Origin of the sequence: Gibbsiella dentisursi (genome assembly GCF_039539505.1) — a bacterium.
GTDB classification, from domain to species: domain Bacteria; phylum Pseudomonadota; class Gammaproteobacteria; order Enterobacterales; family Enterobacteriaceae; genus Gibbsiella; species Gibbsiella quercinecans.
On the sequence record NZ_BAABDG010000002.1, the window covers coordinates 965,034 to 990,386 of the forward strand.

At 59.6% G+C, this 25,353-nt stretch carries 22 protein-coding genes; 15 read left to right on the forward strand and 7 right to left on the reverse strand.

Annotation, left to right across the window (positions count from 1 at the left end):
- Nucleotides 1-7 precede the first annotated feature (7 nt).
- Together ABFX35_RS04800 and ABFX35_RS04805 are read left to right on the forward strand one after the other, a co-directional pair.
- Nucleotides 8-427 carry a TraR/DksA C4-type zinc finger protein gene (locus tag ABFX35_RS04800; protein ID WP_346079500.1) on the forward strand — a complete coding sequence of 140 codons (420 nt, stop codon included), beginning with the start codon at nt 8-10 and terminating at the stop codon, nt 425-427.
- Between the two features lie 20 nt (nt 428-447).
- The gene (locus ABFX35_RS04805) at nt 448-1,629 is read left to right on the forward strand and encodes a CobW family GTP-binding protein (RefSeq protein ID WP_346079502.1); all 1,182 of its coding nucleotides are present in this window, start codon (nt 448-450) and stop codon (nt 1,627-1,629) included.
- On the opposite strand, the gene ABFX35_RS04810 is transcribed toward ABFX35_RS04805, so the two are convergent.
- Nucleotides 1,626-1,868 carry a hypothetical protein gene (locus tag ABFX35_RS04810; RefSeq protein WP_346079504.1) on the reverse strand — a complete coding sequence of 81 codons (243 nt, stop codon included), beginning with the start codon at nt 1,866-1,868 and terminating at the stop codon, nt 1,626-1,628. The two genes, ABFX35_RS04805 and ABFX35_RS04810, sit on opposite strands and share 4 nt — an antisense overlap.
- Before the next feature lie 279 nt (nt 1,869-2,147).
- On the opposite strand from ABFX35_RS04810, the gene ABFX35_RS04815 reads away from it, so the two are divergent.
- The gene (locus tag ABFX35_RS04815) at nt 2,148-4,202 is read left to right on the forward strand and encodes a TonB-dependent siderophore receptor (RefSeq protein WP_346079506.1); all 2,055 of its coding nucleotides are present in this window, start codon (nt 2,148-2,150) and stop codon (nt 4,200-4,202) included.
- Nucleotides 4,203-4,241: 39 nt separating this feature from the next.
- Here the strand turns inward: ABFX35_RS04815 and ABFX35_RS04820 are convergent, their stop codons facing one another.
- Together ABFX35_RS04820 and ABFX35_RS04825 are read right to left on the reverse strand one after the other, a co-directional pair.
- Nucleotides 4,242-5,144: a MurR/RpiR family transcriptional regulator gene (locus ABFX35_RS04820; RefSeq protein ID WP_279026986.1), complete on the reverse strand. Its 903-nt coding sequence runs from the start codon at nt 5,142-5,144 to the stop codon at nt 4,242-4,244.
- A 163-nt stretch (nt 5,145-5,307) separates the two neighbouring features.
- Nucleotides 5,308-6,924 carry an ABC transporter ATP-binding protein gene (locus ABFX35_RS04825; RefSeq protein ID WP_346079509.1) on the reverse strand — a complete coding sequence of 539 codons (1,617 nt, stop codon included), beginning with the start codon at nt 6,922-6,924 and terminating at the stop codon, nt 5,308-5,310.
- A 379-nt stretch (nt 6,925-7,303) separates the two neighbouring features.
- Between ABFX35_RS04825 and ABFX35_RS04830 the strand changes: the two genes are divergently transcribed.
- The 6 genes from ABFX35_RS04830 to ABFX35_RS04855 all read left to right on the forward strand — a co-directional run bounded on the left by ABFX35_RS04830 (nt 7,304) and on the right by ABFX35_RS04855 (nt 14,268).
- The gene (locus tag ABFX35_RS04830; RefSeq protein WP_346079511.1) at nt 7,304-7,834 is read left to right on the forward strand and encodes a MarR family winged helix-turn-helix transcriptional regulator; all 531 of its coding nucleotides are present in this window, start codon (nt 7,304-7,306) and stop codon (nt 7,832-7,834) included.
- Between the two features lie 94 nt (nt 7,835-7,928).
- Nucleotides 7,929-9,260, forward strand: coding sequence for an NAD(P)/FAD-dependent oxidoreductase (locus ABFX35_RS04835; RefSeq protein ID WP_279026989.1), 1,332 nt, complete (start codon nt 7,929-7,931; stop codon nt 9,258-9,260).
- Between the two features lie 52 nt (nt 9,261-9,312).
- Nucleotides 9,313-10,983 (forward strand): peptide ABC transporter substrate-binding protein, encoded by a 1,671-nt coding sequence (locus ABFX35_RS04840; protein ID WP_346079513.1) that lies wholly within the window; start codon nt 9,313-9,315, stop codon nt 10,981-10,983.
- 59 nt (nt 10,984-11,042) lie between these two features.
- A complete protein-coding gene (locus ABFX35_RS04845; protein WP_279026993.1) occupies nt 11,043-11,993 on the forward strand; it encodes an ABC transporter permease in 951 nt (316 codons plus the stop codon).
- Between the two features lie 7 nt (nt 11,994-12,000).
- Nucleotides 12,001-12,885 carry an ABC transporter permease gene (locus ABFX35_RS04850; RefSeq protein WP_230469408.1) on the forward strand — a complete coding sequence of 295 codons (885 nt, stop codon included), beginning with the start codon at nt 12,001-12,003 and terminating at the stop codon, nt 12,883-12,885.
- 54 nt (nt 12,886-12,939) lie between these two features.
- On the forward strand, nt 12,940-14,268 hold the full coding sequence (locus ABFX35_RS04855; protein ID WP_346079515.1) for an NAD(P)/FAD-dependent oxidoreductase: 1,329 nt from the start codon (nt 12,940-12,942) through the stop codon (nt 14,266-14,268).
- Between the two features lie 10 nt (nt 14,269-14,278).
- Here the strand turns inward: ABFX35_RS04855 and yghU are convergent, their stop codons facing one another.
- Entirely contained in the window at nt 14,279-15,145 is an 867-nt protein-coding gene (gene yghU, locus ABFX35_RS04860; protein ID WP_346079517.1) for a glutathione-dependent disulfide-bond oxidoreductase, read from the reverse strand.
- Between the two features lie 223 nt (nt 15,146-15,368).
- On the opposite strand from yghU, the gene gss reads away from it, so the two are divergent.
- The gene (gene gss, locus ABFX35_RS04865; RefSeq protein WP_346079519.1) at nt 15,369-17,240 is read left to right on the forward strand and encodes a bifunctional glutathionylspermidine amidase/synthase; all 1,872 of its coding nucleotides are present in this window, start codon (nt 15,369-15,371) and stop codon (nt 17,238-17,240) included.
- A gap of 49 nt (nt 17,241-17,289) precedes the next feature.
- Here gss and ABFX35_RS04870 read toward each other — a convergent pair whose 3' ends face one another.
- Nucleotides 17,290-18,399, reverse strand: coding sequence for a YncE family protein (locus ABFX35_RS04870; RefSeq protein WP_423783646.1), 1,110 nt, complete (start codon nt 18,397-18,399; stop codon nt 17,290-17,292).
- 381 nt (nt 18,400-18,780) lie between these two features.
- On the opposite strand from ABFX35_RS04870, the gene ABFX35_RS04875 reads away from it, so the two are divergent.
- Nucleotides 18,781-19,710: an aldo/keto reductase gene (locus tag ABFX35_RS04875; RefSeq protein WP_346079521.1), complete on the forward strand. Its 930-nt coding sequence runs from the start codon at nt 18,781-18,783 to the stop codon at nt 19,708-19,710.
- 22 nt (nt 19,711-19,732) lie between these two features.
- Here ABFX35_RS04875 and ABFX35_RS04880 read toward each other — a convergent pair whose 3' ends face one another.
- Nucleotides 19,733-20,239, reverse strand: coding sequence for a glycine zipper family protein (locus ABFX35_RS04880; protein WP_346079523.1), 507 nt, complete (start codon nt 20,237-20,239; stop codon nt 19,733-19,735).
- Nucleotide 20,240: 1 nt separating this feature from the next.
- The gene (locus ABFX35_RS04885) at nt 20,241-20,582 is read right to left on the reverse strand and encodes a hypothetical protein (protein ID WP_346079525.1); all 342 of its coding nucleotides are present in this window, start codon (nt 20,580-20,582) and stop codon (nt 20,241-20,243) included.
- Nucleotides 20,583-20,872: 290 nt separating this feature from the next.
- On the opposite strand from ABFX35_RS04885, the gene ABFX35_RS04890 reads away from it, so the two are divergent.
- Genes ABFX35_RS04890 through kdpC form a run of 4 tightly spaced genes read left to right on the forward strand, consistent with a single transcriptional unit; the run spans nt 20,873 to nt 25,338 of the window.
- Nucleotides 20,873-20,962 (forward strand): K(+)-transporting ATPase subunit F, encoded by a 90-nt coding sequence (locus ABFX35_RS04890; RefSeq protein ID WP_121525186.1) that lies wholly within the window; start codon nt 20,873-20,875, stop codon nt 20,960-20,962.
- On the forward strand, nt 20,962-22,653 hold the full coding sequence (gene kdpA / locus ABFX35_RS04895; protein ID WP_346079527.1) for a potassium-transporting ATPase subunit KdpA: 1,692 nt from the start codon (nt 20,962-20,964) through the stop codon (nt 22,651-22,653). The genes ABFX35_RS04890 and kdpA overlap by 1 nt, the downstream gene beginning before the upstream one ends.
- Nucleotides 22,654-22,680: 27 nt before the next feature.
- The gene (gene kdpB / locus ABFX35_RS04900; RefSeq protein ID WP_095845000.1) at nt 22,681-24,750 is read left to right on the forward strand and encodes a potassium-transporting ATPase subunit KdpB; all 2,070 of its coding nucleotides are present in this window, start codon (nt 22,681-22,683) and stop codon (nt 24,748-24,750) included.
- An 18-nt stretch (nt 24,751-24,768) separates the two neighbouring features.
- Entirely contained in the window at nt 24,769-25,338 is a 570-nt protein-coding gene (gene kdpC / locus ABFX35_RS04905; protein WP_279024781.1) for a potassium-transporting ATPase subunit KdpC, read from the forward strand.
- Nucleotides 25,339-25,353: the final 15 nt, after the last annotated feature.

Here is a 25,353-nt window from a genome sequence, read left to right on the forward strand (position 1 = left end):
GCGTGGTATGCCAAAAACCGCAACACAAGAAGAAGATCTCATCCTGACCATGCCCGCGGAGGAGTATATGAACGCTCGGCAACGGGCGTTTTTCCACCAGCGATTACTGGCTGAACGCGCTGCATTATTACAGCACATTGATGAACTGAAGGCCGGGCTTCAGCCCGGCGAACCCAAGGGCGATGAAGGCGATCAGGCCGCCCGTGAAGAGGAGCTACGTTTCCTGTTCCGGCAAATCGACCGTGAAAGCCGGTTGCTGCCCAAACTGGATGCAGCTCTGCAGCGCATCAGGGCCGGCGAGTACGGCTACTGCCGGGAAACCGGCGAAGCCATTGGCCTGCGCCGCCTGCTGCTGCGGCCCACCGCCGAACTGAGTATCGATGCGAAAACCCGGCAGGAAAACAAAGAGGCACATTACCGCAAATAGCCACTGCGGGCGGAGGAGTCATGGCGCGAACCGCGTTAACCATACTGAACGGCTTTCTCGGGGCGGGGAAAACCACGCTGCTGAAAAGCCTGCTGGCCCAGGCCAACCAACAAAAGTTGGCGATCGGTGTGATTGTCAATGATATGAGTATTCTGGACGTGGACGGCGTGCTGGTTGCCAACAGCGAGATCGTCTCGGCCAACAAGCAGAACTTTGTGACGATTGCCGCCGACAGCATCAGCAGCCGCAGCGGCATCCAAAAGCTGGATGCTGCGCTGGAAACCTTGCTGGCAAGCCAACGTTTTGACCATATTTTTCTCGAAACTTCCGGCAGCAGCCACCCATTGCCGCTGATTAAGCGGCTGCGCGATCATCCGCGGGTGGCGCTGAAAGGGGTTCTCTCGTTAGTGGATGCCGCCATGCTGGATAACGACTACGCCGCGGGCGCCGCCCTGTTGCCGCGTTGGCAGGCTCGTCTGGCGCAGGGGCGGCGCGGTATGGAAAACCTGCTGGCAGAGCAAATCCTGTTTTGCAGCCATCTGCTGCTGACCAAAGTCGATCATTTACCGGCGGCGCGCGTGTTGGCTGTCGCCCATGCTATTCACCCGATAAACCCCGGCGTGGCGGTTGTCGCTACCCGCTGGGGTAACCTGAAGCTGGACGATGTGCTGGCCATGCCGGATTACGATTTTTATCGTGTGGCCAGGCTGGTGGATGAGTTGGAACAGCAGGTCGAGAACGAAACCTTTACTCTCGCATCACGGGTGATTGAAGACGATCGCCCGTTTCATCCCCAGCGCCTGTGGGATACCTATCATCAATACCTCGGGGCCGGTATTCACCGCAGCAAAGGGTTTTTCTGGTTGCCGAGCCGGGACGATCTGGCGCTGCTGTGGAACCAGGCCGCCGGGCGCATCAGCCTGGAGTTCATCAGCTATTGGAAGGCGGGCGTGCTGGCCCATCAGGATGGCTGGTTGAACGCCGACGAACGGCGGATCTTGCAGCAACAGTTGGCGAGCATGCCGGGGCGCTTTGGCGACCGGCGCTGTAGCCTGACGGTCATCGGCCGGTGCGATCAGGTTGAGCCGTTCGCCGCCGCGCTGCGGCAATGCTTTCTCACGCCGGAAGAAATTGACTGGTGGGCGGCGGGCGGCCAGTTTGCCGATCCCTGGCCCAGCAAGGTGGCCAGGCTCAAGGCCTAGCGGCCGATGTTGCGCAATTGGGTGCAGAAGGGGCAGCCGCAGCCATTGATTGATACAGCGCTGCACTGACCACCAGGGCGCTGCGCTTGCAACGCCATAAGGTGGAAGCCGTTAAAAGGCTGTTCCGTCGCGCCGGCGCCATTCGCTGCCGGTTGGCTTTCGGGGGCGATTTTCGCCTGAAAAGCCGCAGCGTGGGTTGCGATAAACGCCAGCAGGGCCAGCGACAGTTTGAGTTTCATGGCAACGCCTCCGTGTCATTTTGGTGGTAATCATAGCACCGCCCGGCCAGAACGCCCATCAATCAAACGAGCCAGGCGCTTTGGGCGCCAATCAGGGGGATACACCATGCGCACTGTAATTCAGTAATGCTTTTGATAAGCATTACTACATCCATTACCATTATAATCAACGGAATTCATCCCGAGTTTTGAGATAACATGATGATTAACCGTTGTTTTTTGTCTTCTGCTTTTCCCGTTCCCCCAGTATTACGTAAGAAACTGCTCGCGTTGAGCGTGATGGCTATCTGTAGTGGCGCCCATGCCGCGGATGAAACGCTCACCGTTACCGCCGCCGGCGGTACTGCGGATGCCAACCGCAGCTATAGTAGCGACAGCAGCACGACGGGCAGCCGCACGGCGGCGCCACGCAATGAAACGCCGCAGTCGATCAGCGTGGTCACACCACAGGTGATCAAGGATTACCAGGTTAAAAAGGTTAATGATGCCATTAAGTTTGTCAGTGGCATTGCGCAGGGCAATACCCTGGGCGGCATAGAAGACGGTTTTGTCAAACGTGGTTTTGGCGCCAACTCCGACGGTTCCGTTTTTATCGATGGCGTTCGCAGTAACCAAGGGTTGGCGATGGATGCTTCGATTGACCGCATCGAAGTGCTGAAAGGCTCGGCCTCATTGATGTATGGCATCCTCAACCCCGGCGGCGTGATCAACCTGATCAGCAAAAAGCCCCAGTACAGTTGGAATACCCATATCAGCGGGCAAACCAGCAGCTTTGGCGGGGGCTCGGGCATGGTTGACGTCACCGGCCCGCTGGGCAACGGTTTCGCATTCCGGATGATTGCTGAACGCCAACGCGAAGACTATTGGCGCAATTTCGGCGTGAGCGAACACACCCTGATCGCGCCGTCGCTGAGTTGGTATGGCGATCGCGCCTCTTTCAATATTGGCTATGTGGAATATAAATACGATATTCCGTATGACCGCGGCACCGCGTTTATCGACGGCAAGCCTGTTAATGTGCCGTACAACCAGCGGCTGGACGACAGCGCAAACCACGCCTGGGGGAAAAACAAGCGGCTGAATATCAATGGCAGTTGGGCGCTGAATGATACCTGGGAAACCCACCTGAACTACGCGTGGATGCAACGGCGTTACGACAGCAATGAAGTGCGGGCGACGGCGATTGATACCACCACCGGCATCGTCTCGCGCCGGGCAGACGCCAACCGCGGCTTTAATCACCAGACGCAGTATGTCTCCTGGGATGTCAGCGGCAGCCCGCAACTGTGGGGAATGCAGCACGATCTGATGCTGGGCGTGGATTATGAACAAAATGAAACCTACAAAGCCTATTCCTGGCGCGGTACGGTATCGAAGACGTTCAATATGTACGATCCGGTCTATGGCGAGGAGCCCGTGCTCAATGCGAGCACTTATAGCGACAGCAACAGCAATCTGCGCACCAACCTGTACAGCCGTTCACTGTTCGCCAAAGACAGCATTCATCTGAACGATAAGTGGATCGCCGTGCTGGGGGGGCGTTTCCAGCGTTATACCCAAACGTCCAGCAGCGGCTTTGTCTCGCCGGAATCGACCCTTAACGATCGCGGTAATACTTTCTTACCGCAGTTGGGCCTGGTGTATAAACTGACGCCGGACGTATCGCTTTACGGCAGCTATAGCCGCTCTTTCACCCCGTCGACGCAGACCGACGACGACGGCAACGTCGCCGCGACCGAGAAAGGCACGACTTATGAAGTTGGCGGCAAATGGCAAGTGACGCCGGCCCTTTCGGCAACAATGGCGCTGTATCGTATTGATGAAAAGGATATGTCGGTCTATATCAACGGCGTAACGCGCAATATTCCCAAAGCGCGCTCCAGCGGTGTTGAGTTTGAGCTGAACGGCGAACCGGTGCCGGACTGGAACATTATCGCCAACTACAGCTACGACAAAACCGAGATCGTCGAAGACGATGTCAACCCGGATAACGTTGGCAACCGCCTGGTGAACGCGCCACGCAATATGGGCAGCCTGTACCTTACCCATACGCTGCGCTTTAACTGGCTGCCGGGCGAACTGCGCGTTGGCGGCGGCGGCCGCTATGTCGGCGCCCGGGCGGGCGATCCGGAAAACAGCTTCACCATGCCGGATTACACCGTGGCTGATGCGTTTGTCGCCTGGGACAATAATCTGATCGGCAAACACACCCAGCTGAAGCTGAATGTAAACAACCTGTTCAACAAGGAATACTACGAATCCAGCGCCGGCAACCTGCGCGTCAGCGTCGGCGAGCCGCGGGTGATGTATGTGCAGGCTTCGGTCGACTTCTGATGCCGCGCCGGGCGATAACGCCTGCCGATCGGCGGGCGGTTATCGCACCGGCTTTTTGGGTTTGGTTATCGAGTTATTCAGCTCATAAAGCCGGTTCATGGTTTGCAGTGGTACCTGCGGGGAAGCGGCGGTAAGCGCCAATACCAAAATCTCCAGGCCGACCAGCGGGGTGCCATGAACCGGCATTTTCCCCGGCTGCGCGCTGCGGGGAATGAAAATCACCGTATCGGCTTCCTTGCTGAACGCCGAATCGTGGGTGCCGGTGAGCAAAATCACCGGTATGCCCAGGCGGTGGGCTTCATTTAGCGTGGTGACGCCTTCGCGGTGAGCGCTGCGCTGCGCCATCATGATCAGCACATCCCCCGGCGCCATGACGATGAGCTGTTCGTTCAAGGATACCCCGGTGCGGTTGAGCACATAGGCCGGTGTGCCATTGCGATTGAACAGCCGGGCGGTGTATTCCGCCAGAATGGCGGAGGCGCCCAGCCCGAACACCGCTACGCGCGCCGCCCCTTGCAGCAAGGCCGTCGCCTGCGCCAACGCCCGGCGGTTTTTTTCATCGGCCAGCATTTCGCAGGTTACCCGGTAACCCTCCAGCACAAAGTCGATGCTGGCGTTAACGTCGGGTTTTAACGCATTGATCGTCGTGGCCATTTTGGCGGCGGGGGAGAGCGCCTGCCCCAGATAGCTGGTCAGCACGTTTTTCAGATCGCGCAGGCCGGAAAAGCCCAACGCCTGGATGGCCCGCACCACTGTCGCGTCCGAGGTGTGGGTTTCCGCCGCTATCTCAATGGCGGTGTGATCCAGAACGGCGCTGCGGTGCTGATCGATATACATGGCAACCGCATACAAACGCGGGGACAACAGGTGTTTACGGTTACGCAAACGTTCGCCGTACAGATCTAGCGGCGCATGCTTTCTTTTAGCGTTTAGCGTTTTCACGGTATGACCAGTCAGGTTGTATCACGATGTACTCTTCATTGGCCGGGGATGGGCGCTTTGATAAGCGTTAATACCCGCCGGTATGCCGCATGATGGATAATGTTGCGGGGGGAGTCAATGCTTGGCCGCATTGCCGGTATCCGCGGCAATGCGATGAAGCGTTTTAACGTTCGCTGCCGGGGATGGCGCTCACCAGCTTTTGGGTATAGGGATGGTGTGGGGAAAAGAACACCTCATGCGGGGTGCCTTGCTCAACGATCTCGCCCTTGTACAGCACGGCGATTTCATCGCAAATCTGGCTCGCCACGCGCAAGTCGTGGGTGATGAACATGATGGCGACCTGGGTTTTTTGCTGCACGTCGGCCAGCAACTGCAGCACCTGCGCCTGAACGGAAACGTCCAGCGCGGAAACCGACTCATCGGCCACCAGCAATACCGGATCAAACATTAACGCCCGGGCGATACCGATGCGCTGGCGCTGCCCGCCGGAGAACTCATGTGGGTAGCGGTTATAGGCGCTTTCATCCAGCCCAACCAGCGCTAATAGCCGCAGCGCCTTTTCCCGCACTTCATGGCGGCTCATGCCGCCGTGGGTCAGCGGGCCGACCGATAAAATCGTGCCGATGGTTTGGCGCGGATTGAGGGAGGCAAAAGGATCCTGAAATATCATCTGAATCCAGCGGCGCAGCGGGCGAAATTCCGCTTCGGAGATCGCCACGATATCGCGCCCGTCAAACAGAATCTGCCCGGAATCCGCTGCCAGCAGTTTGACCAGAATGCGCCCTAAAGACGATTTCCCCGAGCCGGATTCCCCGACGATCCCCAGCGTTTTGCCTTTGTGGATGGTGAAGTTAACGTTATTAAGCGCCCGCACTTGGCGTTTCTTCGTCAACCAGCCGCCTGAAGCGTTATAGGTTTTCTGCAGGTTATTCACCTGCAGCACGATCGGGCTGCTTTCCTTAGCCTGTTTGGGCTGGCTGGCCATGCGCGGTACTGCGGCAATCAGCTGTTGAGTATAGGGATGAACCGGTTGCGATAGCACCTGGCGCGCATCGCCGGCCTCAACCAGGCGGCCTTTTTGCATCACCAGCACGCGGTCGGCCATCTCTTCCACCACGCCGAAATCGTGGGTAATAAACATCACGCTCATGCGTTTGCGTTGCTGAATCGTGCGGATCAACTGCAGGATTTGCGCCTGGGTGGTGACGTCCAGCGCGGTGGTGGGCTCATCGGCGATCAGCACATCCGGATCCAACGCCAGCGCCATGGCGATCATCACCCGCTGGCGCTGGCCGCCGGAGAGGTTGAATGGATACTGATGTTGCACCGTCAACGGGTCTGGCAGGCCCACTTCGCTCAGCAGGGAAAGCACCTTTTGCTGGCGTGATGCGGGCGTGCCGACCTTGTGCGCTTCCATCACTTCGACGATCTGTTGGCCGATAGTCATGATCGGGTTCAGCGCCGAGAGCGGATCCTGGAATATGATCGCAATGGCGCGCCCCTGCAGGTTGCGCAATGCGGCCGGGGTTTCCTGCAGCAGATCTTTACCGTGCAGACATATCTCACCGTGTTGCACCGTGAGCACCTTCGGCAGCAGCCCCATCGCCGCATGCGCCGTCACGGATTTCCCGGATCCGGATTCGCCGATAATGCACAGAATTTCACCGGGATAGAGTGCAAACGAGAGATTTTCCACCGCATATTGACGATCCATGCCCGCCGGCAAGGCAACGGTTAAGTTTTTCACCGACAGCGTCGGGGCTGGTTGAGTCTGTGTCATGGCAAGCGACCTCTTTCCCTAACGTGCGTGACGTAAAGCACCGTTTCCGGGCCAGCGGCTTCCCCCTGGCGCGCAAGTATTTATTTAACAGATTATGTAAGGTGATTGTTATTAACTCATACCCTATACAGCCGTCGCTGATATATAAAATATGTTTTTATTATGGGTGGTGTTTTGGGGGAATAACCGCAGCCTGGTTGATTAATGAAGAGTTTTCCCAAAGGGTAAATGTCAGTGGCGGGGTATTGGGGGCAACGGCGCTGAATGCACCAAAGAGAATAAGAAAAAGCTATGATTAAATTAGTTGTAATTGTCTACTAACCTACCAATAATAATTTTGCAACCTTGCGTGGGCGGTTGTTATTTTCTGGTGTTGATTATGGATATCTTTCGTGAGGTGTCGATGGCAGATCAAGAAAAGAAAGTGGGCCGCCACAGCACCGAGGCGCTGGATCTGGGCGTGCTGGGGCAACTGCTGAGTTTTTATATCCGCAGCACCAATATCGCCGTCTCGCGCGATCTGGATAAAAAGCTGGCCGGGCTGGAAGTGGCGAAAGGAACGGGGAAAATCAGCACATTATTAATTGTTGCGCGCTATCCCGGCATTCGGCCCTCGGCAATCGCCGAAGTGATCATGCGCGATCGTTCCGCCATGGGCCGGCTATTAAATCAAATGGAAAACCAGGGGTTATTAATCCGCAGCGTTGCTATCGACGATAACCGTTCGCAGGCGCTTTATCTCACCGAACACGGTCAGGAACTGGCGGCAAAAGTCACCAAGCTGGTTGCGGAACAGGAAGAGACATTTTTCCAGGCGGTTTCTGAACGTGAAAAGGGCTTTGTGATTAATATCCTTAAACGGGTGCTGCATGATAACGGCGCATTTGAATGGGCCGCGCAAGAATATTAATTCATTCCCGTTGCAATCAGCACGATGCAAATAGCATGGCGGCGTTAAATATACGGGCGATTTTATTTTTCCCATCGGAACAGAGAGCAGAATAATGCCTGGACCTTTTGTGGTGCCTGTGCACGGCGATGGCGCATTGCCAAAAAACGTCGATGTCGTGGTGATTGGCGGGGGAATTATCGGCGCCGCAACAGCGCTGGAGCTTGCCGAACAGAAGGTAAGCGTGGCCCTGTGCGAAAAGGGCGGTATCGGCCATGAGCAATCCAGCCGTAACTGGGGCTGGGTGCGGCTTTCGCGCCGCGATCCACGGGAGATCCCGCTGATGGTAGAGGCGCTGAAGATTTGGCAAACCCTGGATAGCCGGTTGGCTGCGGATACCGGCTATCAGCGTGCAGGCATTGTCTTTACCTGCCACAGCGAAAAAGAGGTCGCCGAGAGCCAACGCTGGTGCCAATCCATCAGCGATTACGCCTTCAGCACGCATATGCTCGATAACCGCCAGTTCCAGCAGCGGTTTCCGGCCACGCCGGTGGTGCCGCTGGGCGCGATGTACGCGCCGGAAGACGGCCGGGCCGAACCGCAAAAAGTGGCGCCGGCGCTGGCCGAAGCGGCGCGCCGCCATGGGGCGGCGATCTTGACCGAGTGCGCAGTGCGCGGCATTGAAACCAGCGCCGGGCGGGTTTCCGCGGTGATTACCGAGCGCGGCGCCATTGCCTGCCAAAGCGTGGTATTGGCTGGCGGCGCCTGGTCCGGGCTGTTTGCCGGCCGCTTTGGATTGCGCCTGCCGCAGTTGAAAGTGATGAACAGCGTGTTGCGCACCGCTCCGTTGGCGGGCGGGCCGGAAGAAGCGCTGTGGTATGAGGGTTTTGCCATCCGCAAACGGCAGGATGGCGGCTATACCGTGGCGTCCGGGCATAAAAACATCGTGGATATCGTGCCCGATTCCTTCCGCCATGCGCGCCCGTTTTTACCGGCGCTGCGCAGCGAATGGCGCTCATTGCGGCCGCGCCTTGGCTGGCGCTTTCTGGATGAAGCACGTCTTGCCCGACACTGGGCGATGGATGAAGCCAGCCCGTTTGAATACTGTCGGGTGTTGGATCCGAAGCCTTCCATGGCGCTTTCCCAGCGGCCGTTTGAGCAGCTTAAACGCCATTTTCCGCAGTTCAACCAGGCGCGCATTGCCCAGCGCTGGGCCGGGTACATCGACGTTGTTCCGGACGCGGTGCCGGTTATCTCGCCGGTGGATAGCCTGCCGGGCTTTTTTATCGCCACCGGTTTTTCCGGCCACGGCTTCGGCATTGGGCCGGCGGCGGGGCGGTTGATGGCGGATCTGGTGTTGGGCAGGCCACCGATTGTCGATCCGAGGGCGTTTCGTTTTTCACGTTTTTCAGACGGTTCCAAAATCGACATCATCAGCGGCATTTGATCGTTAGCCTGGCCGCGATGGCCTTGTCAGACCTTAAACCGAGGGAATCACGATGACCGATAAGCTTACCGACGCATTACCCCAGCTTTCCCGCCGCAAGGCGCTGATCTATATGGCGGCCGGCGCGGCCACACTGGCGCTGCCCAACCTGTTTGGTGTGGGGCGCGCGCAGGCGGCCCCGCCGGCCCAGCGCAAGGGGCAGATGATTATCGGTTTCTCGCAGGAGCCCACCGTGTTCAACCCGCATTTGCCGCATATCGAAGTTGATGAAGGGTTGCACTTCAGTTTATTTGATCCGCTGTTTGCCATCGATCCGCAGGGCAATTTCACCCCCTCGCTGGCGGTGGAAGTGCCGACGGTGGCGAATGGCGGCATCTCTGCCGATGGCCTGCAGTTTCGCATCAAACTGCGCGACGGCGTTAAATGGCATGATGGCCAGCCTTTCACCGCCAGGGATGTGAAGTTCACCCTTGAGCTGCTGGTAGATCCCAACTTCCGCAGTTGGCGTAAAACCGGGCATGAGTTGGTGCGGGATATCCAGGTGGTTTCGCCAACGGAAATCACCTGGCGCATGGAGAAACCTTTCGCGCCTTATACCTCGATTCTGGCGTCAACCTTCATCGTGCCCGAGCATATTCTTGGGCCGCTGGCCGACAAGAACACCGCGCCGTTCAACAATGCGCCGGTGGGCACCGGGCCTTACAAATGGCAGCGGCGCATCCCCGGCGATCATATTGAATTGCTGGCCAATGCGGACTACTTCAACGATGGGCCGTATCTGGAACGGATCATTTACAAGTACATCCCCGATCTGAACGTGATGTATACCCAGTTCGCATCAGGGGATATTGATGTGGTCGGCCTACAGTGGATTACGGCCGATCATTACGACGACGCCAAAAAGCTGCCGGGCAAGGCGGTGGAGGTCGTCGCCAGCGCGACGGTGGAAAACTTCGCCTTTAACCTGGGCAAGCCGCAGTTCCAGGAGCTGGCGGTGCGCCAGGCGATCTATTACGCCATCGATAAGCAGACCATCATCGATTCCCTCTACTATGGGCTACCGAAGCCAACGGAAACCTATATGCCGGTTGGCTCCCAGTATTACAACGCTGCGTTGCCCAAGCATGAGTTCAACCTCGATAAGGCCAAACAGATCCTTGATGAAGCCGGGTGGCAGCCTGGTTCCGACGGCATCCGCCAAAAGAACGGCGTTCGTCTGTCGTTTAACAACTCCACGACCGCAGGCAACCACCTGCGCGAGCAAATGCAGCAGTTCCTGCAGCAAACCTTCCAGGAGGTGGGCATTGAGATGAAAATCGCCAACCTGCCGCCGGCGGTGATGTGGGGGGAGTTCTGGATGATGTCGCAGTTTGATTCCTCCATCGTCGGGCTGAACTTCCTGACCGGTGCCGATCCGGACACCTCCGACTATATGCGTTCTACCGCGATCCCGGCCAAAGGGGGCTCAGGGCAGAACACCTTCCAATATCAAAACCCGGAAGTTGACCGCCTGTTGAGCGAAGGCAGCGCCACCTTCGTGCCGGAACAGCGCAAGGCGGTGTATATGAAAATCCAGGAAATCGTGCGCCAGGATATGCCTTTCCTGCCGTTGTTCCCGTTTGCTACCGTGCGCGGGCATAAGCAGGGGATCGAAAACGTTATTCCGAATATCAATGTGCGTATCGACAGCTGGAACGTGGGCACCTGGTATTGGCATAGCTAATCGCGTTCAGCGGCCGGCGGCGCGCTGCCGGCGGGATGTATTCAGGTGGAGAGGTGATCATGCTGAACTTTTTGATACGGCGGCTGTGGCAAAGCGTTGTACTGCTGTTTTTGATCTCGCTTATCGGTTTCGCGGCGCTGAATCTGGCGCCGGGCGGCCCGCTGTCGCAGTACACGCTCACCCCCGGCATGAGCCAGGAGGCGCTGCACCGCATTGCCGAGCAGATGGGGCTGAACCGCCCGCTGCCGGTGCAGTATCTGGATTGGCTGAGCCATTTGCTGCGCGGCGATTGGGGCCGCTCATACCGGGACGGGCAGCCGGTGCTGACGATTATTTTCGCCCATATTCCCGCCACCTTATTGCTGATGGTGACGTCCGGCGTGCTGGCCGCCACCATCGGTACCTGGGTGGGTATCCGCAGCGCCGTGCGGCGCTACAGCCTGTTTGACGAAATCGCCACCGTCGCCTCGATGATTGCGCTTTCCATTCCCACCTTCTGGTTCGGCCTGGTGGCCATTTATGTTTTTGCGCTGAAGCTGCAATGGCTGCCGGCGGGCAATATGTACACCATGGGCGATGGCTCGGTGCTGGATGTGGCGCGGCACCTGGTTTTGCCGGTGCTGGTGCTGACCTTTGTCGATGTCGCGATCTGGAGCCGCTATATGCGCAGCGCAACGCTGGATGTGATCAACCAGGACTTTGTGAAAACCGCCAGAGCCAAGGGGCTAACGCCGCGCCGGGTGTTGATGAAGCATGTGGTGGGCAACGCGTTGTTGCCGATGATCACGCTGGCGGGGATGCAATTGCCCACCTTGCTGGGCGGGGCGCTGGTGGCGGAAACGGTGTTCACCTGGCCCGGCATGGGGCGGCTGTTTCTCGACAGCCTGGGCTACAGCGATTACCCGGTGGTGATGGGGCTGTTGATGTGCTCCGCCATTCTGGTGTTGCTGGGCAACCTGCTGGCAGACGTGCTGACCGCCGTGATCGATCCGCGTATTCGCCCCGCATAAGGAGACGATGATGACCGCTTCTTCGGTTATAACCGCGCATTCTTCCGCGCACCATTGGTGGCACAGCCGTACGCTGCGCCGCTTTCTGCGCCATCGTATGGCCTGCGCCGGGCTGATTATGATTGTGTTGATGACCCTGGCATGCGCCTTCGGCCCGCTGCTGTTGCCGTTTGACGATTTGCATATCGATTTACGCAACCGTTTCGCGCCGCCGCTGACCGGCTGGCACCTGCTGGGCAGCGATCCGCTGGGGCGCGATACCCTGGCGCGGTTGCTGATGGCCGGGCGTATTTCGCTGCTGGTGGGCTTCTTTTCCATGCTGCTTAGCATTCTGTTTGGCGTGGCGATCGGCATCACTGCGGGCTATTTCGGCGGCCGCATCGGCAACCTGTTGATGCGCGTGGTCGATGCCTTCCTGTCATTTCCCAGCGTCTTTTTGCTACTGGCGCTGGCGGCGTTTATTAAACCCAGCCCGCTGATGATCACCGTGATTATCGCCGTCACCAGTTGGATGGAGGTGGCGCGCATCGTGGAGGCCGAAGTCCGTTCACTGCGCGAGCGTGAGTTTATCCTGGCGGCGCGGATGCTGGGGCTGTCGAACCGTTGGATCATGTTCCGTGAACTGTTGCCCAACGTGATCGGGCCGATCATCGTGGCCGCCACGCTCACCGTGGCGCGCGCCATTTTGCTTGAAGCCTACATCAGCTTCCTGGGTTACGGCATTCAGCCGCCGTTACCCAGCTGGGGCAACATGTTGAACGGCGCCCAACAGTATCTGGTGCGTGCACCCTGGCTGGCGTTGGCGCCGGGCATCGCGATTACGCTCGCCGTCACCAGCTTCAACTTTATTGGCGACGGCCTGCGCGACGCGCTGGATGCCCGCAGCGACTAGGCCGAGTACCCGGTTAACGGGATCGAAGAAGAGAATCATTGAGGTGGGGGAACTATGGGGCCGAATGTTGATTTGGTGGTGTCATCGCCTGAATTTCCGCATGAAACGGAAGTGGTGGTGGTTGGCGGCGGGATCGTGGGGGTGGCGACGGCGCTGGCGCTGGTGGCGCGCGGCGTGCCGACGGTGCTGTTGGAAAAGGGCCTGGTGGCGGCCGAGCAATCGAGCCGCAACTGGGGGTGGTGCCGCCGCACCGGGCGCGATCTGCGCGAGCTGCCGCTGATCAACCTTAGCATGCAGCTATGGCAGGGGATGAATGAACGCCTGGGCCGGGAAACCGGCTTTCGCATCACCGGCATCGGCTATGCCGCGCGCAGCGATGCGCAGCATCAGCGCTTCCAGCACTGGGTGCAAGAGGCGCGCCAGCACGATATACACAGCGAATGGCTGACGCAGGCCCAGTTGCAACATAAGCTGCCCGGTTTGAGCGCCGGCGTGCAGGGCGCGCTGTTTACTGAACTGGACGGGCGGGCAGAACCGCAGAAAGCGGCGCCAGCGATGGTGGCCCACGCCATGGCGCAGGGGTTGAACCTACAGCAACACTGCGCCGTGCGCGCCATCGAGCGGGCGGGGGGGCGCGTTAGCGAAGTGGTGACCGAGCGCGGCGCCATCCGTTGCCGCACTGTGGTGGTGGCCGGCGGCGCCTGGTCGCGGCTGCTGATGCAAGGCTGCGGCGTAACCCTGCCGCAGCTTAAGGTGCTGTCGACGGTGTTTCGTACCGGGCCGACGGATTTTGATCCCGGCAGTTGCATCAGTCTGGGCACGGTGGCGCTGCGTAAACGGCTGGATGGCGGATTGACGGTGGCAAGCTCCATGACCAGCAAAGCGGACATCACCCCGGATTCGCTGCGCTTTGCCCGTTTGTTTATGCCGGCCTATCGGGTGGAGCGCCAGACGCTGTCGCTGCGGCTAGGCCGGCGCTTTATGGAAGAGCTGCTGTATTGGCGGCCGGGCCAGGCGGATAGGGTGTCGATTTATGAACACATTCGGGTGCTCGATCCGCAAATTGATCCACGGGCGGTGCAGCGCATCGCCGATAATCTGCTGCAGGCGTTCCCCGCCCTGGCGCCGCTGCCGATTGCGCAAAGCTGGGGCGGCATGATCGACACCATGCCGGACGCCATTCCGGTGATTTCCGATGTGCCGGCGGTGCCGGGGCTGTTTCTGGCCACCGGCTTCTCGGGGCACGGCTTCGGCATCGCGCCGGGCGCCGGCCAACTGATGGCGGATTTGGCGACCGGCGCCCCCCCCAGTGTGGATCCACACCCGTTCCGCCTGGCGCGCTTTAGCGATGGCGAACGGATCCGCGCGCAGCACTGGTTGTGAGCCGCTGCGGCTATGCCTGGCGCTTATCTTCAGTATTGTTGATGAAATCGCTGGCGGCGTGGCGTTCATGCAGTTGTTGATCAAGCGGGCCAAAACTGCGGTTAACGATGCGCCCGCGTTTGACCGCCGGGCGGTTGCCGACATCGTTGGCCCAGCGCAGCACGTTGGGGTAACTGCCGGCATCCAGAAACTCCGCCGCGTTGTAGACATTGCCAAGCACCAGGTTGCCGTACCACGGCCAGATAGCCATATCGGCAATGGTGTATTCGTTGCCCGCTACGTACCTGCCGCGCGCTAGCTGTTTATCCAGCACGTCCAGTTGGCGTTTGGCCTCCATGGCAAAGCGATCGATGGCGTACTCGATTTTCACCGGCGCATAGTTGTAAAAATGGCCAAAACCGCCGCCAAGGAACGGTGCGGAACCTTGCAGCCAGAACAGCCAGTTCAGGGTTTCCGTGCGTCCGGCCAGGTCCTGCGGCAGGAAGTGACCGAACTTTTCCGCCAGATACAGCAGGATATTGCCGGATTCGAATACGCGGATCGGCGGCGTGGTGGAATGGTCGCTCAGCGCCGGGATTTTCGAGTTGGGGTTGACGGCAACAAAACCGCTGGAGAATTGCTCGCCTTCGTTAATGCGGATCAGCCAGGCATCATATTCCGCTGCGCTAACGCCGAGCGCCAGCAACTCTTCGAGCAGGATGGTCACTTTCTGGCCGTTGGGCGTGCCCAGCGAGTAAAGCTGCAGCGGGTGCTGACCCACAGGCAGGGCCTTTTCATGCGTCGGCCCTGAAACCGGGCGGTTGATGTTGGCGAACGTGCCGCCGTTATCTTGCTTCCATTCCCATACCTTTGGCGGTTGATAGTGATTGTCTGACATGTTGCCTGCCTTGTTGATGGATGTTCAGGTAGTTTAACAGGTGTTGGCGAACGTGCCTGCCTGGCCGGCACGGCGCTAAAAAGTGCGGATTCTCGGCTTTGGCGCCGTCATCCTGCGCCAGCGGTGCTATGATAATTCTCTTGTTTCAGCTATTGCCTGGACGGGGCTCTCAGGGGATTTTCTTCGGCCGGCTGTCTGGGCAGCATGAAGGTAAGGTCAGGTAATGAGTAAGGAAACAGCAGACAACGATGCACCGTTTGGCACGTTGTTGGGGTATGCGCCAGGTGGCGTAGCGATTTATTCATCAAATTACAGCAGTCTTGATCGGCAAAACCTGCCGGATGACGCTTCATTTCGCAGCTATATCGATAACGAATACATGGGGCACAAGTGGCAGTGCGTGGAGTTCGCCCGCCGCTTTCTGTTTTTGACCTATGGCTTCGTTTTTACCGATGTCGGTATGGCCTATGAAATCTTCTCGCTGCGCTTTTTACGCCAGGTGGTGAACGACGATATCCTGCCTTTACAGGCCTTTGCCAACGGCTCGCGCCGCCCGCCGGTAGCCGGTGCGCTGCTGATCTGGCAAAAAGGCGGCGAGTTCAGTAAAACCGGCCACGTGGCGGTGATCACCCAGTTGCGGGGCAATAAAGTGCGCATTGCCGAGCAGAACGTGGTTGACGCACTGTTGCCGCAGGGGCAGCAGTGGACGCGCGAACTGGCGCTTGAGGTGGCCGATGGCCATTACACCCTTCGCGATACCTTCGATGACACCACCATCCTCGGCTGGATGATCCAGACCGACGACACCACGCACAGCCTGCCGCAGCCAGGTATTCCCGGTGAAGAGTTGGTCATTCATGGCGCCCGGCTGGAAAACCACGGCCAGTTCGACGGTAAATGGCTCAACGAGCAGGATCCGTTACAGATGGCCTATGTGCAAGCTAACGGCGGCCACATTATCAACCAGGATCCCTATAAATATTTCACCATTACCGAAAGCGCCGAACAGGAGCTGAACAAGGCGACCAATGAACTGCATCTGATGTACCTGCACGCGACTGACAAGGTGCTGAAAGATGACAATTTGCTGGCGCTGTTTGATATTCCGAAAATTCTCTGGCCGCGTTTACGCCTCTCTTGGCAGCGCCGCCGGCACGATATGATCACCGGCCGCATGGATTTCTGCATGGATGAACGCGGCTTGAAAGTGTACGAATACAATGCGGATTCCGCATCCTGCCACACCGAATGCGGGCTGATCCTCGAACAGTGGTTGCAAAAGGGCTATAGCGGCCAAGGCTACAACCCTGGGGAAGAGTTGCTCGGCGAGCTGACCGGCGCGTGGAAACACAGCCTGGCACGGCCGTTTGTGCACATCATGCAGGATGCGGATCTGGAAGAGAATTACCACGCCCAGTTTATGCAGCGTTCGCTGACGCAGGCCGGCTTCGACAGCAAAATCCTCTACGGGCTTGATGAGCTGAGCTGGGATGCCGCCGGGCAGCTTATTGATGGCGACGGCCGGCTGGTGAACTGCGTGTGGAAAACCTGGGCCTGGGAGACAGTGATTGAACAGGTACGCGAAGTCAGCGCCGCCGAATATGCGGCGGTGCCGATCCGCACCGGCCGCCCGGATCACGAAGTGCGCCTGATTGACGTGCTGATGCGCCCCGAAGTGATGGTTTTCGAACCGCTGTGGACGGTGATCCCGGGCAACAAAGCGATCCTGCCGGTGCTGTGGTCGCTGTTCCCGAACCACCGCTACCTGCTGGATACCGATTTTGTGGTCAATGACGAGCTGGCGAAAACCGGTTACGCGATCAAACCGATTTCCGGGCGCTGCGGCAGCAACATCGATCTGGTCAGCCATCATGATGAGGTGCTCGATCAGACTTCCGGCCAGTTTGTCGATCGCAAAAATATCTACCAGCAACTGTGGTGCCTGCCAAAGGTTGCCGGTAAGTATATTCAGGTCTGCACCTTCACCGTTGGCGGCAACTATGCCGGCACCTGTCTGCGCGGCGATGATTCGCTGGTGATCAAAAAAGAGAGCGATATTGAGCCGTTGATTGTGCTGAAGGATAACCAGAAGTAGGGCGGAGGGCCGCCTGATGATGCAGCCAGCATGGCTGGCTGCATTATTCCTAGTGTGCCGGCGCCGCCGGGTTCAACGGGATCCGCACCACCTTATCCGGCCCTTTGGATGAGGTATCTTTGTTCAAATCTTGTTTCACCGTCACGTACAGCGTTTGGCCATCCGGCGACACCAGCAGGCTGTTCGGGTGCGGCTCGAACGTCCAGCTCTGTTTCACCGCATAGCTAGTGGCATCCACCTGCAATACCTTGCCGGCTGCACGTTGCGTGATGTAAAGCTCGTTGCGCACCGGGTTGAATTTGATGCCCAGCGCGTCGCCGGTATCCAACCGTTTAATCACCTTGCCGCTGTGCTCATCGAACACCAGCGTGGTTTTCGCTTTGGAATTGTCGGTCACAAACAGCCGGCCGGTGGCGGGATCTTCCGCCAGGTTGAGGAACAGGTATTCCTTGCCGTCGTCCGGCCGCCAGCGCGCTTCGATCTGCTGATTACGCGGGTTGATCACCAGGATTTCACCGCCGCCGTTGGCGGCATAAATACGCTGAGCCGTCGGCGACCACAACAACCCCGTCACCCATTTGCCGGCGTTTTTGATGCGCGATTTCAGCTCCAGGGTTTTCGCGTCCACAACCCAAATGACGCCTGGATCGCGCACGCCGCCGACATACAACGCGCCGTCATGATAGATAATTTCACGTGCGCCGTAAAAGGTGCCTTTTTGGTTTTTATCGCCGATCAACAGGCGATTTTTTACTTTGCCGGTTGCGGTATCCACGGCGGTAACGCCGCCATCGAGGGTGTTAGTGAGATACAGCGTGGTGCCTGCGGGATCGATCGCCATACCAAAGTTTTTCAGATCGGTATGGGTGGTGCCGGTCAGCGCCAGCGTTGCCGGGTTAAGGCGGTAAACTATGCCGCCGTTAACCCCTTTGAACGATTGCGCGCTGGCGACAAAAATAGCCTGCGCCGGCTGGCTGTAGGCCATTTCGTACAGGCCATCCCCCAGCTCATTTTGTTGCACGTTGGCAGGCGTTGCGGCGGCGGGGGGTTGCACGGCGGCCTTCGGGGCCGGCGCCTGGCAGGCCGTCAAGGTGAAGGCCGCCACGATGGCCACTGCCAGCAGCGGCATACGGGGAGTAAACGGGTGTTTTATCATCATACTTTCCATAGTAAATGCACGATATCGCTCGGCGGCAATCCATTCTTGATAGTCAACCGGCTGCGGTATCTTGCTGTTTTTCCGGTGGTAATGAGCGTTATGCCAGTGCGGCATAACGCCCCCACCATAGCCTAAAAAACGCATGCCATATAAATGATAATCGTGCTTATTATCATTTATGGTGTAAGTAAATGTAAATATCCGCGGTTACCGCCATCGTCGTGGGGGCGTCGGCCCTGCCGCAGGCCAGGGCGACTATATTCATATCAGTTGCCAATGGGTTTGTTCACCACGGGGGTTCGCGATGGATACCACAAACAATCAGTTGAAAGGGGCGGCATTGGGCTGCCCGCGTTGCCGCCGGCGGGAGGGCGGCGGGCGATGGCCGCGTTGAATCGGCGCCAACTGTTGCGCCTGGCGGCGGTGTGCGCCACCGGCGGGGTGTTGCGGGTGGCCGCCGGGGCGCCGCCAGGCCCCACGCCACAGGCCCGGCCGATGCCCACCCGGCCTATTCCCAGCAGTGGGGAGGCACTGCCGGTGATCGGGCTTGGCACCTACCGCAGCTTTGACGTCAGCCCCGGCAGCAGTGACTATGCCAAACTGCCCGCCGTGCTGGATGCGCTGTTTGCCGCTGGTGGTAGCGTGATCGACAGTTCCCCGATGTATGGGCGGGCGGAACAGGCGGTGGGGGAACTGCTGAGCGTGCGTCAGCCACGGCCGCGTGCGTTTCTTGCCACCAAGGTATGGACTTCAGGCCGCATGGCCGGCATCCGGCAGATGGAAGAATCTTTCCGCCTGCTGCAAACCGATCGCATCGATCTGATGCAAATTCATAATCTGGTGGACTGGCAGGCGCATTTGCCGGCGCTGCGCGAGATGAAAGCCGCGGGGCGTATCCGCTATATCGGTGTGACGCACTACACCAGCACGGCTTATGACGCGTTGGAAAAGGTGCTGAACAGCACTGAACTGGACTTTTTGCAGATCAATTACGCGCTGGACGATCGTGACGCCGAAGCGCGTTTGCTGCCGTTGGCGCAGGCGCGCGGCGTCGCGGTGATTTGTAATACGCCATTTGGCGGCGGCGGCCTGCTGCGCCGGTTGGCTTCCCGGCCGTTGCCCGCCTGGGCCGCCGAGGTGGGCGCGGCGTCATGGGCGCAACTGGCGTTGAAGTTTTTGCTCGCCAACCCGGCGCTGACCTGCGCGATACCGGGCACCGGCAACCCGCGTTACATGGCCGAAAATGCGGCGGCGGCCAACGGGCCGGCCCTAAGCCCGCAGCAGGTAAGGGCACTGGTTGCCCTTGCCTGAGCGCGCCAGCCGGTTGCAAGCGTTAGGGATGGTAATCGGGCGGCACCTCTGGCGCGGCGTCCTGCTCGGTGCGTTCATCCCAGGTGTATGACTGCGGCACCTTGTTGCCCTTGGCGTACATACATTGAATGTAAATGACGTCGTACTGATCCTGCAGCGAACCCTGGCTGTAGCCGCCGTTGCCATTGGCCACCGCCGTGCCGGCCAGCAGCCCGCCGGCGGCGCCGATCGCCGCACCGTTGGCAGTGCCGCGTGGGCCACCGGCTGAACCAAGCAGCGCGCCGGCGGCCGTACCGATGACGGTACCGGCGGCGACGGTGGCCAGGCCTTGGTTGTTGGAGGCGTCGGCGGCGCCGCCAAGGGTGTTGTAGGCCGCGTTCCTGCAGGTGGCGTCATCCAGCCTGAACTGTTCGTAAGATTTGCTGCTGCCCGGCATCGCCATCACCGAAGGCGCCGTGGGCGTTGAGACACAGCCGGCCAGCGCAACGCCTGCAAGCAAAAGCGACAACTGCGTATAAGCCTTTTTCATTTTAATCATCTTCTCTATCGGGTTGGGCATGATCGGCCACGACTTTCATCCATCCTCTCGGGCAGCGCGCGATCTGCGGATAGTACCCGGCCGGATCGGGGCAGTAGTAGCGATAATGCGGCGCCTTTTCCACCCATGCCTGCGGGTGTGGCGGCTCAACGTAGATCACATGCGGCGGCGGGGGCGGGTAGTCGATAATCACCTCGCCCCAGGGCACGAACGGCGGGCCCCAGGGGTAATCTCTCCCCGGGCCAGGCCCATGCGGCCAGGCAAATATCGGCGCACTGAAACTGGCCATCACCAGCAGGCCGGCCACTGACAAGGCACTCTTCATCTTTCTCATGATCCTCTCCGCAAATGATAACGGCTTTGGCACTATAGGCCGCCCGTGGCGCGGTGTCCTGCAACGGTGTTTAAAGATACTGATAAGAAGAATCAGCAAGTTTGTGTTTGTTTAATGGGCAGATACACCTGGCGGGTTTGCGCGCATCAAGGTGGCGATCGGCGCTAATGCGGCGGGAAAGGTTGCCGTTTTTATACTTTTTTTACAGCCCGCAGCGCTATTTTTTCATCTTCTTTTTACCCCTCACCCTAGACTCCCTCTATCCAAAATCACACCTGTGGGGGTGTCTTGTGAATATCAGCGTTATTGGCGGTGGGCTGTTGGTGCTGCTGCTATTGGGCTACCTGGTTTACGCCCTGTTCAATGCGGAGGATTTCTGATGGCGGCACAGGCGTTTTTATTGACCGCCAGCTTCCTGCTGGCGCTATTGGTGCTTGCGCAGCCGTTGGGGCGCTTTTTGGCACGGCTGATCGAAGGCGAACCCTTGCCGGTGGCGCGGCCGCTTGAACGCGTGCTGTGGTGCTGCTGTGGCGCCGGCAACCAGGCGGAAATGAACGGCTGGCAGTATGCGCTGGCCATTTTGCTGTTCAACCTGTTCGGCCTGTTGTTGTTGTTTGCGCTGCTGATCGCGCAGGGCGTGCTGCCGCTCAATCCGCAGGGGATGCCGGGGCTGTCATGGCACCTGGCGTTGAATACCGCCGTCAGCTTTGTCACCAACACTAACTGGCAGGCCTACAGCGGTGAAAATACCCTGAGCTATTTCAGCCAGATGGCTGGGTTGACCGTGCAAAACTTCCTGTCGGCCGCCAGCGGCATTGCCGTGGCCTTTGCGCTGATCCGCGCGCTAACCCGCCAGGGCAGCGCCACCGTCGGCAACGCCTGGCTGGATATCCTGCGTATCACGCTGTATGTGTTGCTGCCGCTTTCCCTGCTGCTGGCGCTGTTTTTCGTCAGTCAGGGCGTGTTGCAGAACCTGCAGCCGTACCTGCATTTGCAAACGCTGGAGGGCGCGGCGCAGGTGTTGCCTATGGGGCCGGTGGCCTCGCAGGAGGCGATTAAAATGCTGGGCACCAACGGCGGCGGCTTTTTTGGCGCCAACTCCGCCCATCCGTTTGAAAACCCAACGGCGCTGACCAACATGGTGCAGATGCTGGCGACGTTCCTGATCCCCTGTGCCCTGTGCCTGGCCTTTGGCCAACTGGCCGGTGAAAACCGCCAGGGCCACGCGCTGCTGTGGGCGATGAGCCTGATCTTCGTGGTGGCGGTCGCGGCGGTGATGACCGCCGAACTGGCGGGCAACCCGCACCTCTCGGCGCTGGGCGGCGCAAGCAACATCAATATGGAAGGCAAAGAGGCGCGCTTCGGTATTCTCGCCAGCAGCCTGTTTAACGTGGTGACCACCGCCGCCTCCTGCGGTGCGGTGAACGCCATGCTGGATTCATTCACCGCGCTGGGCGGCATGGTGCCGATGTGGCTGATACAGATAGGCGAGGTGGTGTTCGGCGGTGTCGGCTCTGGCCTGTACGGCATGTTGCTGTTCGTGTTGCTGACGGTGTTTATCGCCGGGCTGATGATTGGCCGCACGCCGGAATACCTCGGCAAGAAGATTGACGTGTACGAGATGAAAATGACCGCGCTGGCGATCCTGATCACTCCAACGCTGGTCTTGTTGGGCAGCGCATTGGCGATCGCCACCGCCGCCGGGCGTGCCGGGATCCTGAATCCCGGCGCGCATGGGCTGAGCGAGGTGCTGTACGCCGTATCCTCCGCCGCCAACAACAACGGCAGCGCATTCGCCGGGCTGAGCGTCAACACCCCGTTTTATAACCTGCTGCTGGCGTTCGCCATGTTGGTCGGCCGCTTCGGGGTGATCGTCCCGGTATTGATGATTGCCGGTTCACTGAGCGTGAAGCCGCGGCAGCCGGTGGGCAACGGCACCCTGTCAACCTATGGGCCGCTGTTTATTGGCTTGCTGATCGGCACGGTGCTGCTGGTGGGCGCACTGACCTTCATTCCGGCGCTGGCGCTGGCGCCGGTGGCCGAGCATTTACAGCATTGGCTGGCTAACTGATCACCGTTATCAAGAGAGAGAAAATCGATGACACGCACACAACGCGCACTGTTTGAGCCTGCTCTGGTGCGCCGCGCATTATTCGACGCGGTGAAAAAACTCGATCCGCGCGTGCAATGGCGCAACCCGGTGATGTTCGTGGTGTATCTCGGCAGCATTCTGACCAGCGGTATCTGGTTGGCGATGCTGACCGGCAACGCCGAGGGCGATGCCGCCTTCACCGGCAGCATTGCATTATGGCTATGGTTCACCGTGCTGTTCGCCAACATGGCCGAAGCGCTGGCGGAAGGGCGCAGCAAGGCGCAGGCGGAAAGCCTGAAAGGCACGAAAAAAACCCGCTGGGCGAAAAAACTGGCCTCGCCGGACCGTGAAGGCGCTAGCCAAAAGGTACCGGCGGAAAGCCTGCGTAAAGGCGACGTGGTGCTGGTGGAAGCCGGCGATACCATCCCCTGCGACGGCGAAGTGCTGGAAGGGGGCGCGTCGGTGGATGAAAGCGCCATCACCGGCGAATCGGCCCCGGTGATCCGCGAATCCGGCGGCGATTTTTCATCGGTGACCGGCGGGACCCGCGTACTGTCCGACTGGCTGGTGGTGCAGTGCAGCGTCAACCCCGGCGAAACCTTCCTTGACCGGATGATCGCCATGGTGGAAGGGGCCAAGCGCCGTAAAACGCCGAACGAAGTGGCGCTGACCATCCTGTTGGTGGCGTTGACCATCGTGTTCGTGCTGGCCACCGCGACGTTGCTGCCGTTTTCCGCTTACAGCGTGGCGGCGGCGGGCAGCGGCACGGTGGTGAGCATTACGGTGCTGGTGGCGCTGCTGGTGTGCCTGATCCCCACCACCATCGGCGGGCTGTTGTCCGCCATCGGTGTGGCCGGGATGAGCCGCATGCTGGGCGCCAATGTGATCGCCACCAGCGGGCGAGCGGTAGAGGCCGCCGGCGACGTGGACGTGCTGCTGCTGGATAAGACCGGCACCATCACCCTTGGCAACCGCCAGGCCTCGTCGTTCCTGCCGGCGCCGGGCGTGGAAGAACAGGCGCTGGCAGACGCCGCGCAGTTGGCTTCGCTGGTGGATGAAACCCCGGAAGGGCGCAGCATCGTGGTGCTGGCCAAACAGCGCTTTAACCTGCGCGAGCGCGATCTGCATACGCTGAACGCCACCTTCGTGCCGTTTTCCGCCCAAACCCGGATGAGCGGCGTCAACGTGCAACAGCGGGCGATCCGCAAAGGCGCGGTGGATGCCATCCGCAAATACGTGGAGTCCAACCAGGGGCACTTCCCGCCGGCGGTCGATAACCTGGTGGAAAGCGTGGCACGCAGCGGCGGCACCCCGCTGGTGGTGGCCGAAGGGCCGCGGGTGCTGGGGGTGGTCGCGCTAAAAGACATTGTCAAAGGCGGTATTAAGGAACGCTTTGCCGAACTGCGCAAAATGGGCATTAAAACGGTGATGATCACCGGCGATAACCGGCTGACCGCCGCCGCGATTGCCGCCGAAGCCGGGGTGGACGATTTTCTGGCCGAGGCCACGCCGGAAGCCAAGCTGGCGCTGATCCGCCAGTACCAGGCGGAAGGGCGGCTGGTGGCGATGACCGGCGACGGCACCAATGATGCGCCGGCGCTGGCGCAGGCCGATGTCGCGGTGGCGATGAACTCCGGCACCCAGGCGGCGAAGGAAGCGGGCAACATGGTTGATTTGGACTCCAACCCCACCAAGCTGATCGAAGTGGTGCACATCGGTAAACAAATGCTGATGACGCGCGGTTCGCTGACCACCTTCAGCATCGCCAACGACGTGGCGAAGTACTTCGCCATTATTCCGGCGGCGTTCGCCGCCACCTATCCGCAGTTGAATGCGCTGAATGTGATGGGACTGCATTCACCGGCTTCGGCCATCCTGTCGGCGGTGATCTTCAACGCGCTGGTGATCGTTTTTCTGATCCCGCTGGCGCTGAAAGGGGTGAGCTATCAGGCGATGAGCGCGGCGGCGCTGCTGCGGCGCAATTTATGGCTGTACGGTGTCGGCGGCCTGTTGGTGCCGTTTGCCGGCATTAAGCTGGTCGATCTGTTGCTGGTTGGCCTGCATCTCGCGGGTTAAGATAACGAGGAAATTATGATGGCTTATTTACGTCCTGCGTTGGTGATGCTGGTTGTGCTGGCGCTGCTCACCGGTATCGCCTACCCGCTGTTGACGACCGGGTTGGCGCAACTGCTGTTTGCCGAGCGCGCCAATGGTTCGCTGCTGTACCAAGGGGGCCGGGTGGCCGGCTCGGCGTTAATCGGCCAGCCGTTTAGCCGGCCGGGGTATTTCTGGGGGCGGCCGTCGGCCACCGCCGATTCTGCCTATAATGCGCTGGCTTCGGGCGGCAGTAACCTGGCCGCCAGCAACCCGGCGTTAGACCAGGCCGTCAGCGCGCGTGCGGCCGCGTTGCGCCAGGCGAACCCGGCGATGCAGGGGCCAATCCCGGTCGATTTGCTCACCGCGTCGGCCAGCGGGCTGGATCCGCAAATCTCGCTGGCGGCGGCGCACTATCAGGCGGCCCGCGTAGCGAGCGCCCGCCACCTGCCGCCTGCCACGGTAGCGAAACTGATTGAACAGCACACCGTGCGCGCCTTCCCTGGCTTTATGGGCGAAACGGTGGTTAATGTGTTGTCATTGAACATGGCGCTGGATGCGTTGAAATAATCGCGCCGCCCCGGC

What these genes read in the sequence shown, in the direction of transcription:
- ABFX35_RS04835 (WP_279026989.1), top strand. Translation starts at nt 7,929, where the DNA reads ATGCCTGGACCTTTTGTGGTGCCTGTGCACGGCGATGGCGCATTGCCA.
- ABFX35_RS04845 (WP_279026993.1), top strand. Translation starts at nt 11,043, where the DNA reads ATGCTGAACTTTTTGATACGGCGGCTGTGGCAAAGCGTTGTACTGCTG.
- ABFX35_RS04805 (WP_346079502.1), top strand. Translation starts at nt 448, where the DNA reads ATGGCGCGAACCGCGTTAACCATACTGAACGGCTTTCTCGGGGCGGGG.
- ABFX35_RS04830 (WP_346079511.1), top strand. Translation starts at nt 7,304, where the DNA reads ATGGATATCTTTCGTGAGGTGTCGATGGCAGATCAAGAAAAGAAAGTG.
- ABFX35_RS04810 (WP_346079504.1), bottom strand. Translation starts at nt 1,868, where the DNA reads ATGAAACTCAAACTGTCGCTGGCCCTGCTGGCGTTTATCGCAACCCAC.
- ABFX35_RS04875 (WP_346079521.1), top strand. Translation starts at nt 18,781, where the DNA reads ATGGCCGCGTTGAATCGGCGCCAACTGTTGCGCCTGGCGGCGGTGTGC.
- ABFX35_RS04880 (WP_346079523.1), bottom strand. Translation starts at nt 20,239, where the DNA reads ATGAAAAAGGCTTATACGCAGTTGTCGCTTTTGCTTGCAGGCGTTGCG.
- gss (WP_346079519.1), top strand. Translation starts at nt 15,369, where the DNA reads ATGAGTAAGGAAACAGCAGACAACGATGCACCGTTTGGCACGTTGTTG.
- ABFX35_RS04840 (WP_346079513.1), top strand. Translation starts at nt 9,313, where the DNA reads ATGACCGATAAGCTTACCGACGCATTACCCCAGCTTTCCCGCCGCAAG.
- ABFX35_RS04855 (WP_346079515.1), top strand. Translation starts at nt 12,940, where the DNA reads ATGGGGCCGAATGTTGATTTGGTGGTGTCATCGCCTGAATTTCCGCAT.
- kdpB (WP_095845000.1), top strand. Translation starts at nt 22,681, where the DNA reads ATGACACGCACACAACGCGCACTGTTTGAGCCTGCTCTGGTGCGCCGC.
- ABFX35_RS04885 (WP_346079525.1), bottom strand. Translation starts at nt 20,582, where the DNA reads ATGAGAAAGATGAAGAGTGCCTTGTCAGTGGCCGGCCTGCTGGTGATG.
- ABFX35_RS04850 (WP_230469408.1), top strand. Translation starts at nt 12,001, where the DNA reads ATGATGACCGCTTCTTCGGTTATAACCGCGCATTCTTCCGCGCACCAT.
- kdpC (WP_279024781.1), top strand. Translation starts at nt 24,769, where the DNA reads ATGGCTTATTTACGTCCTGCGTTGGTGATGCTGGTTGTGCTGGCGCTG.
- ABFX35_RS04825 (WP_346079509.1), bottom strand. Translation starts at nt 6,924, where the DNA reads ATGACACAGACTCAACCAGCCCCGACGCTGTCGGTGAAAAACTTAACC.
- ABFX35_RS04815 (WP_346079506.1), top strand. Translation starts at nt 2,148, where the DNA reads ATGGCTATCTGTAGTGGCGCCCATGCCGCGGATGAAACGCTCACCGTT.
- kdpA (WP_346079527.1), top strand. Translation starts at nt 20,962, where the DNA reads ATGGCGGCACAGGCGTTTTTATTGACCGCCAGCTTCCTGCTGGCGCTA.
- ABFX35_RS04870 (WP_423783646.1), bottom strand. Translation starts at nt 18,399, where the DNA reads ATGATGATAAAACACCCGTTTACTCCCCGTATGCCGCTGCTGGCAGTG.
- ABFX35_RS04800 (WP_346079500.1), top strand. Translation starts at nt 8, where the DNA reads ATGCCAAAAACCGCAACACAAGAAGAAGATCTCATCCTGACCATGCCC.
- yghU (WP_346079517.1), bottom strand. Translation starts at nt 15,145, where the DNA reads ATGTCAGACAATCACTATCAACCGCCAAAGGTATGGGAATGGAAGCAA.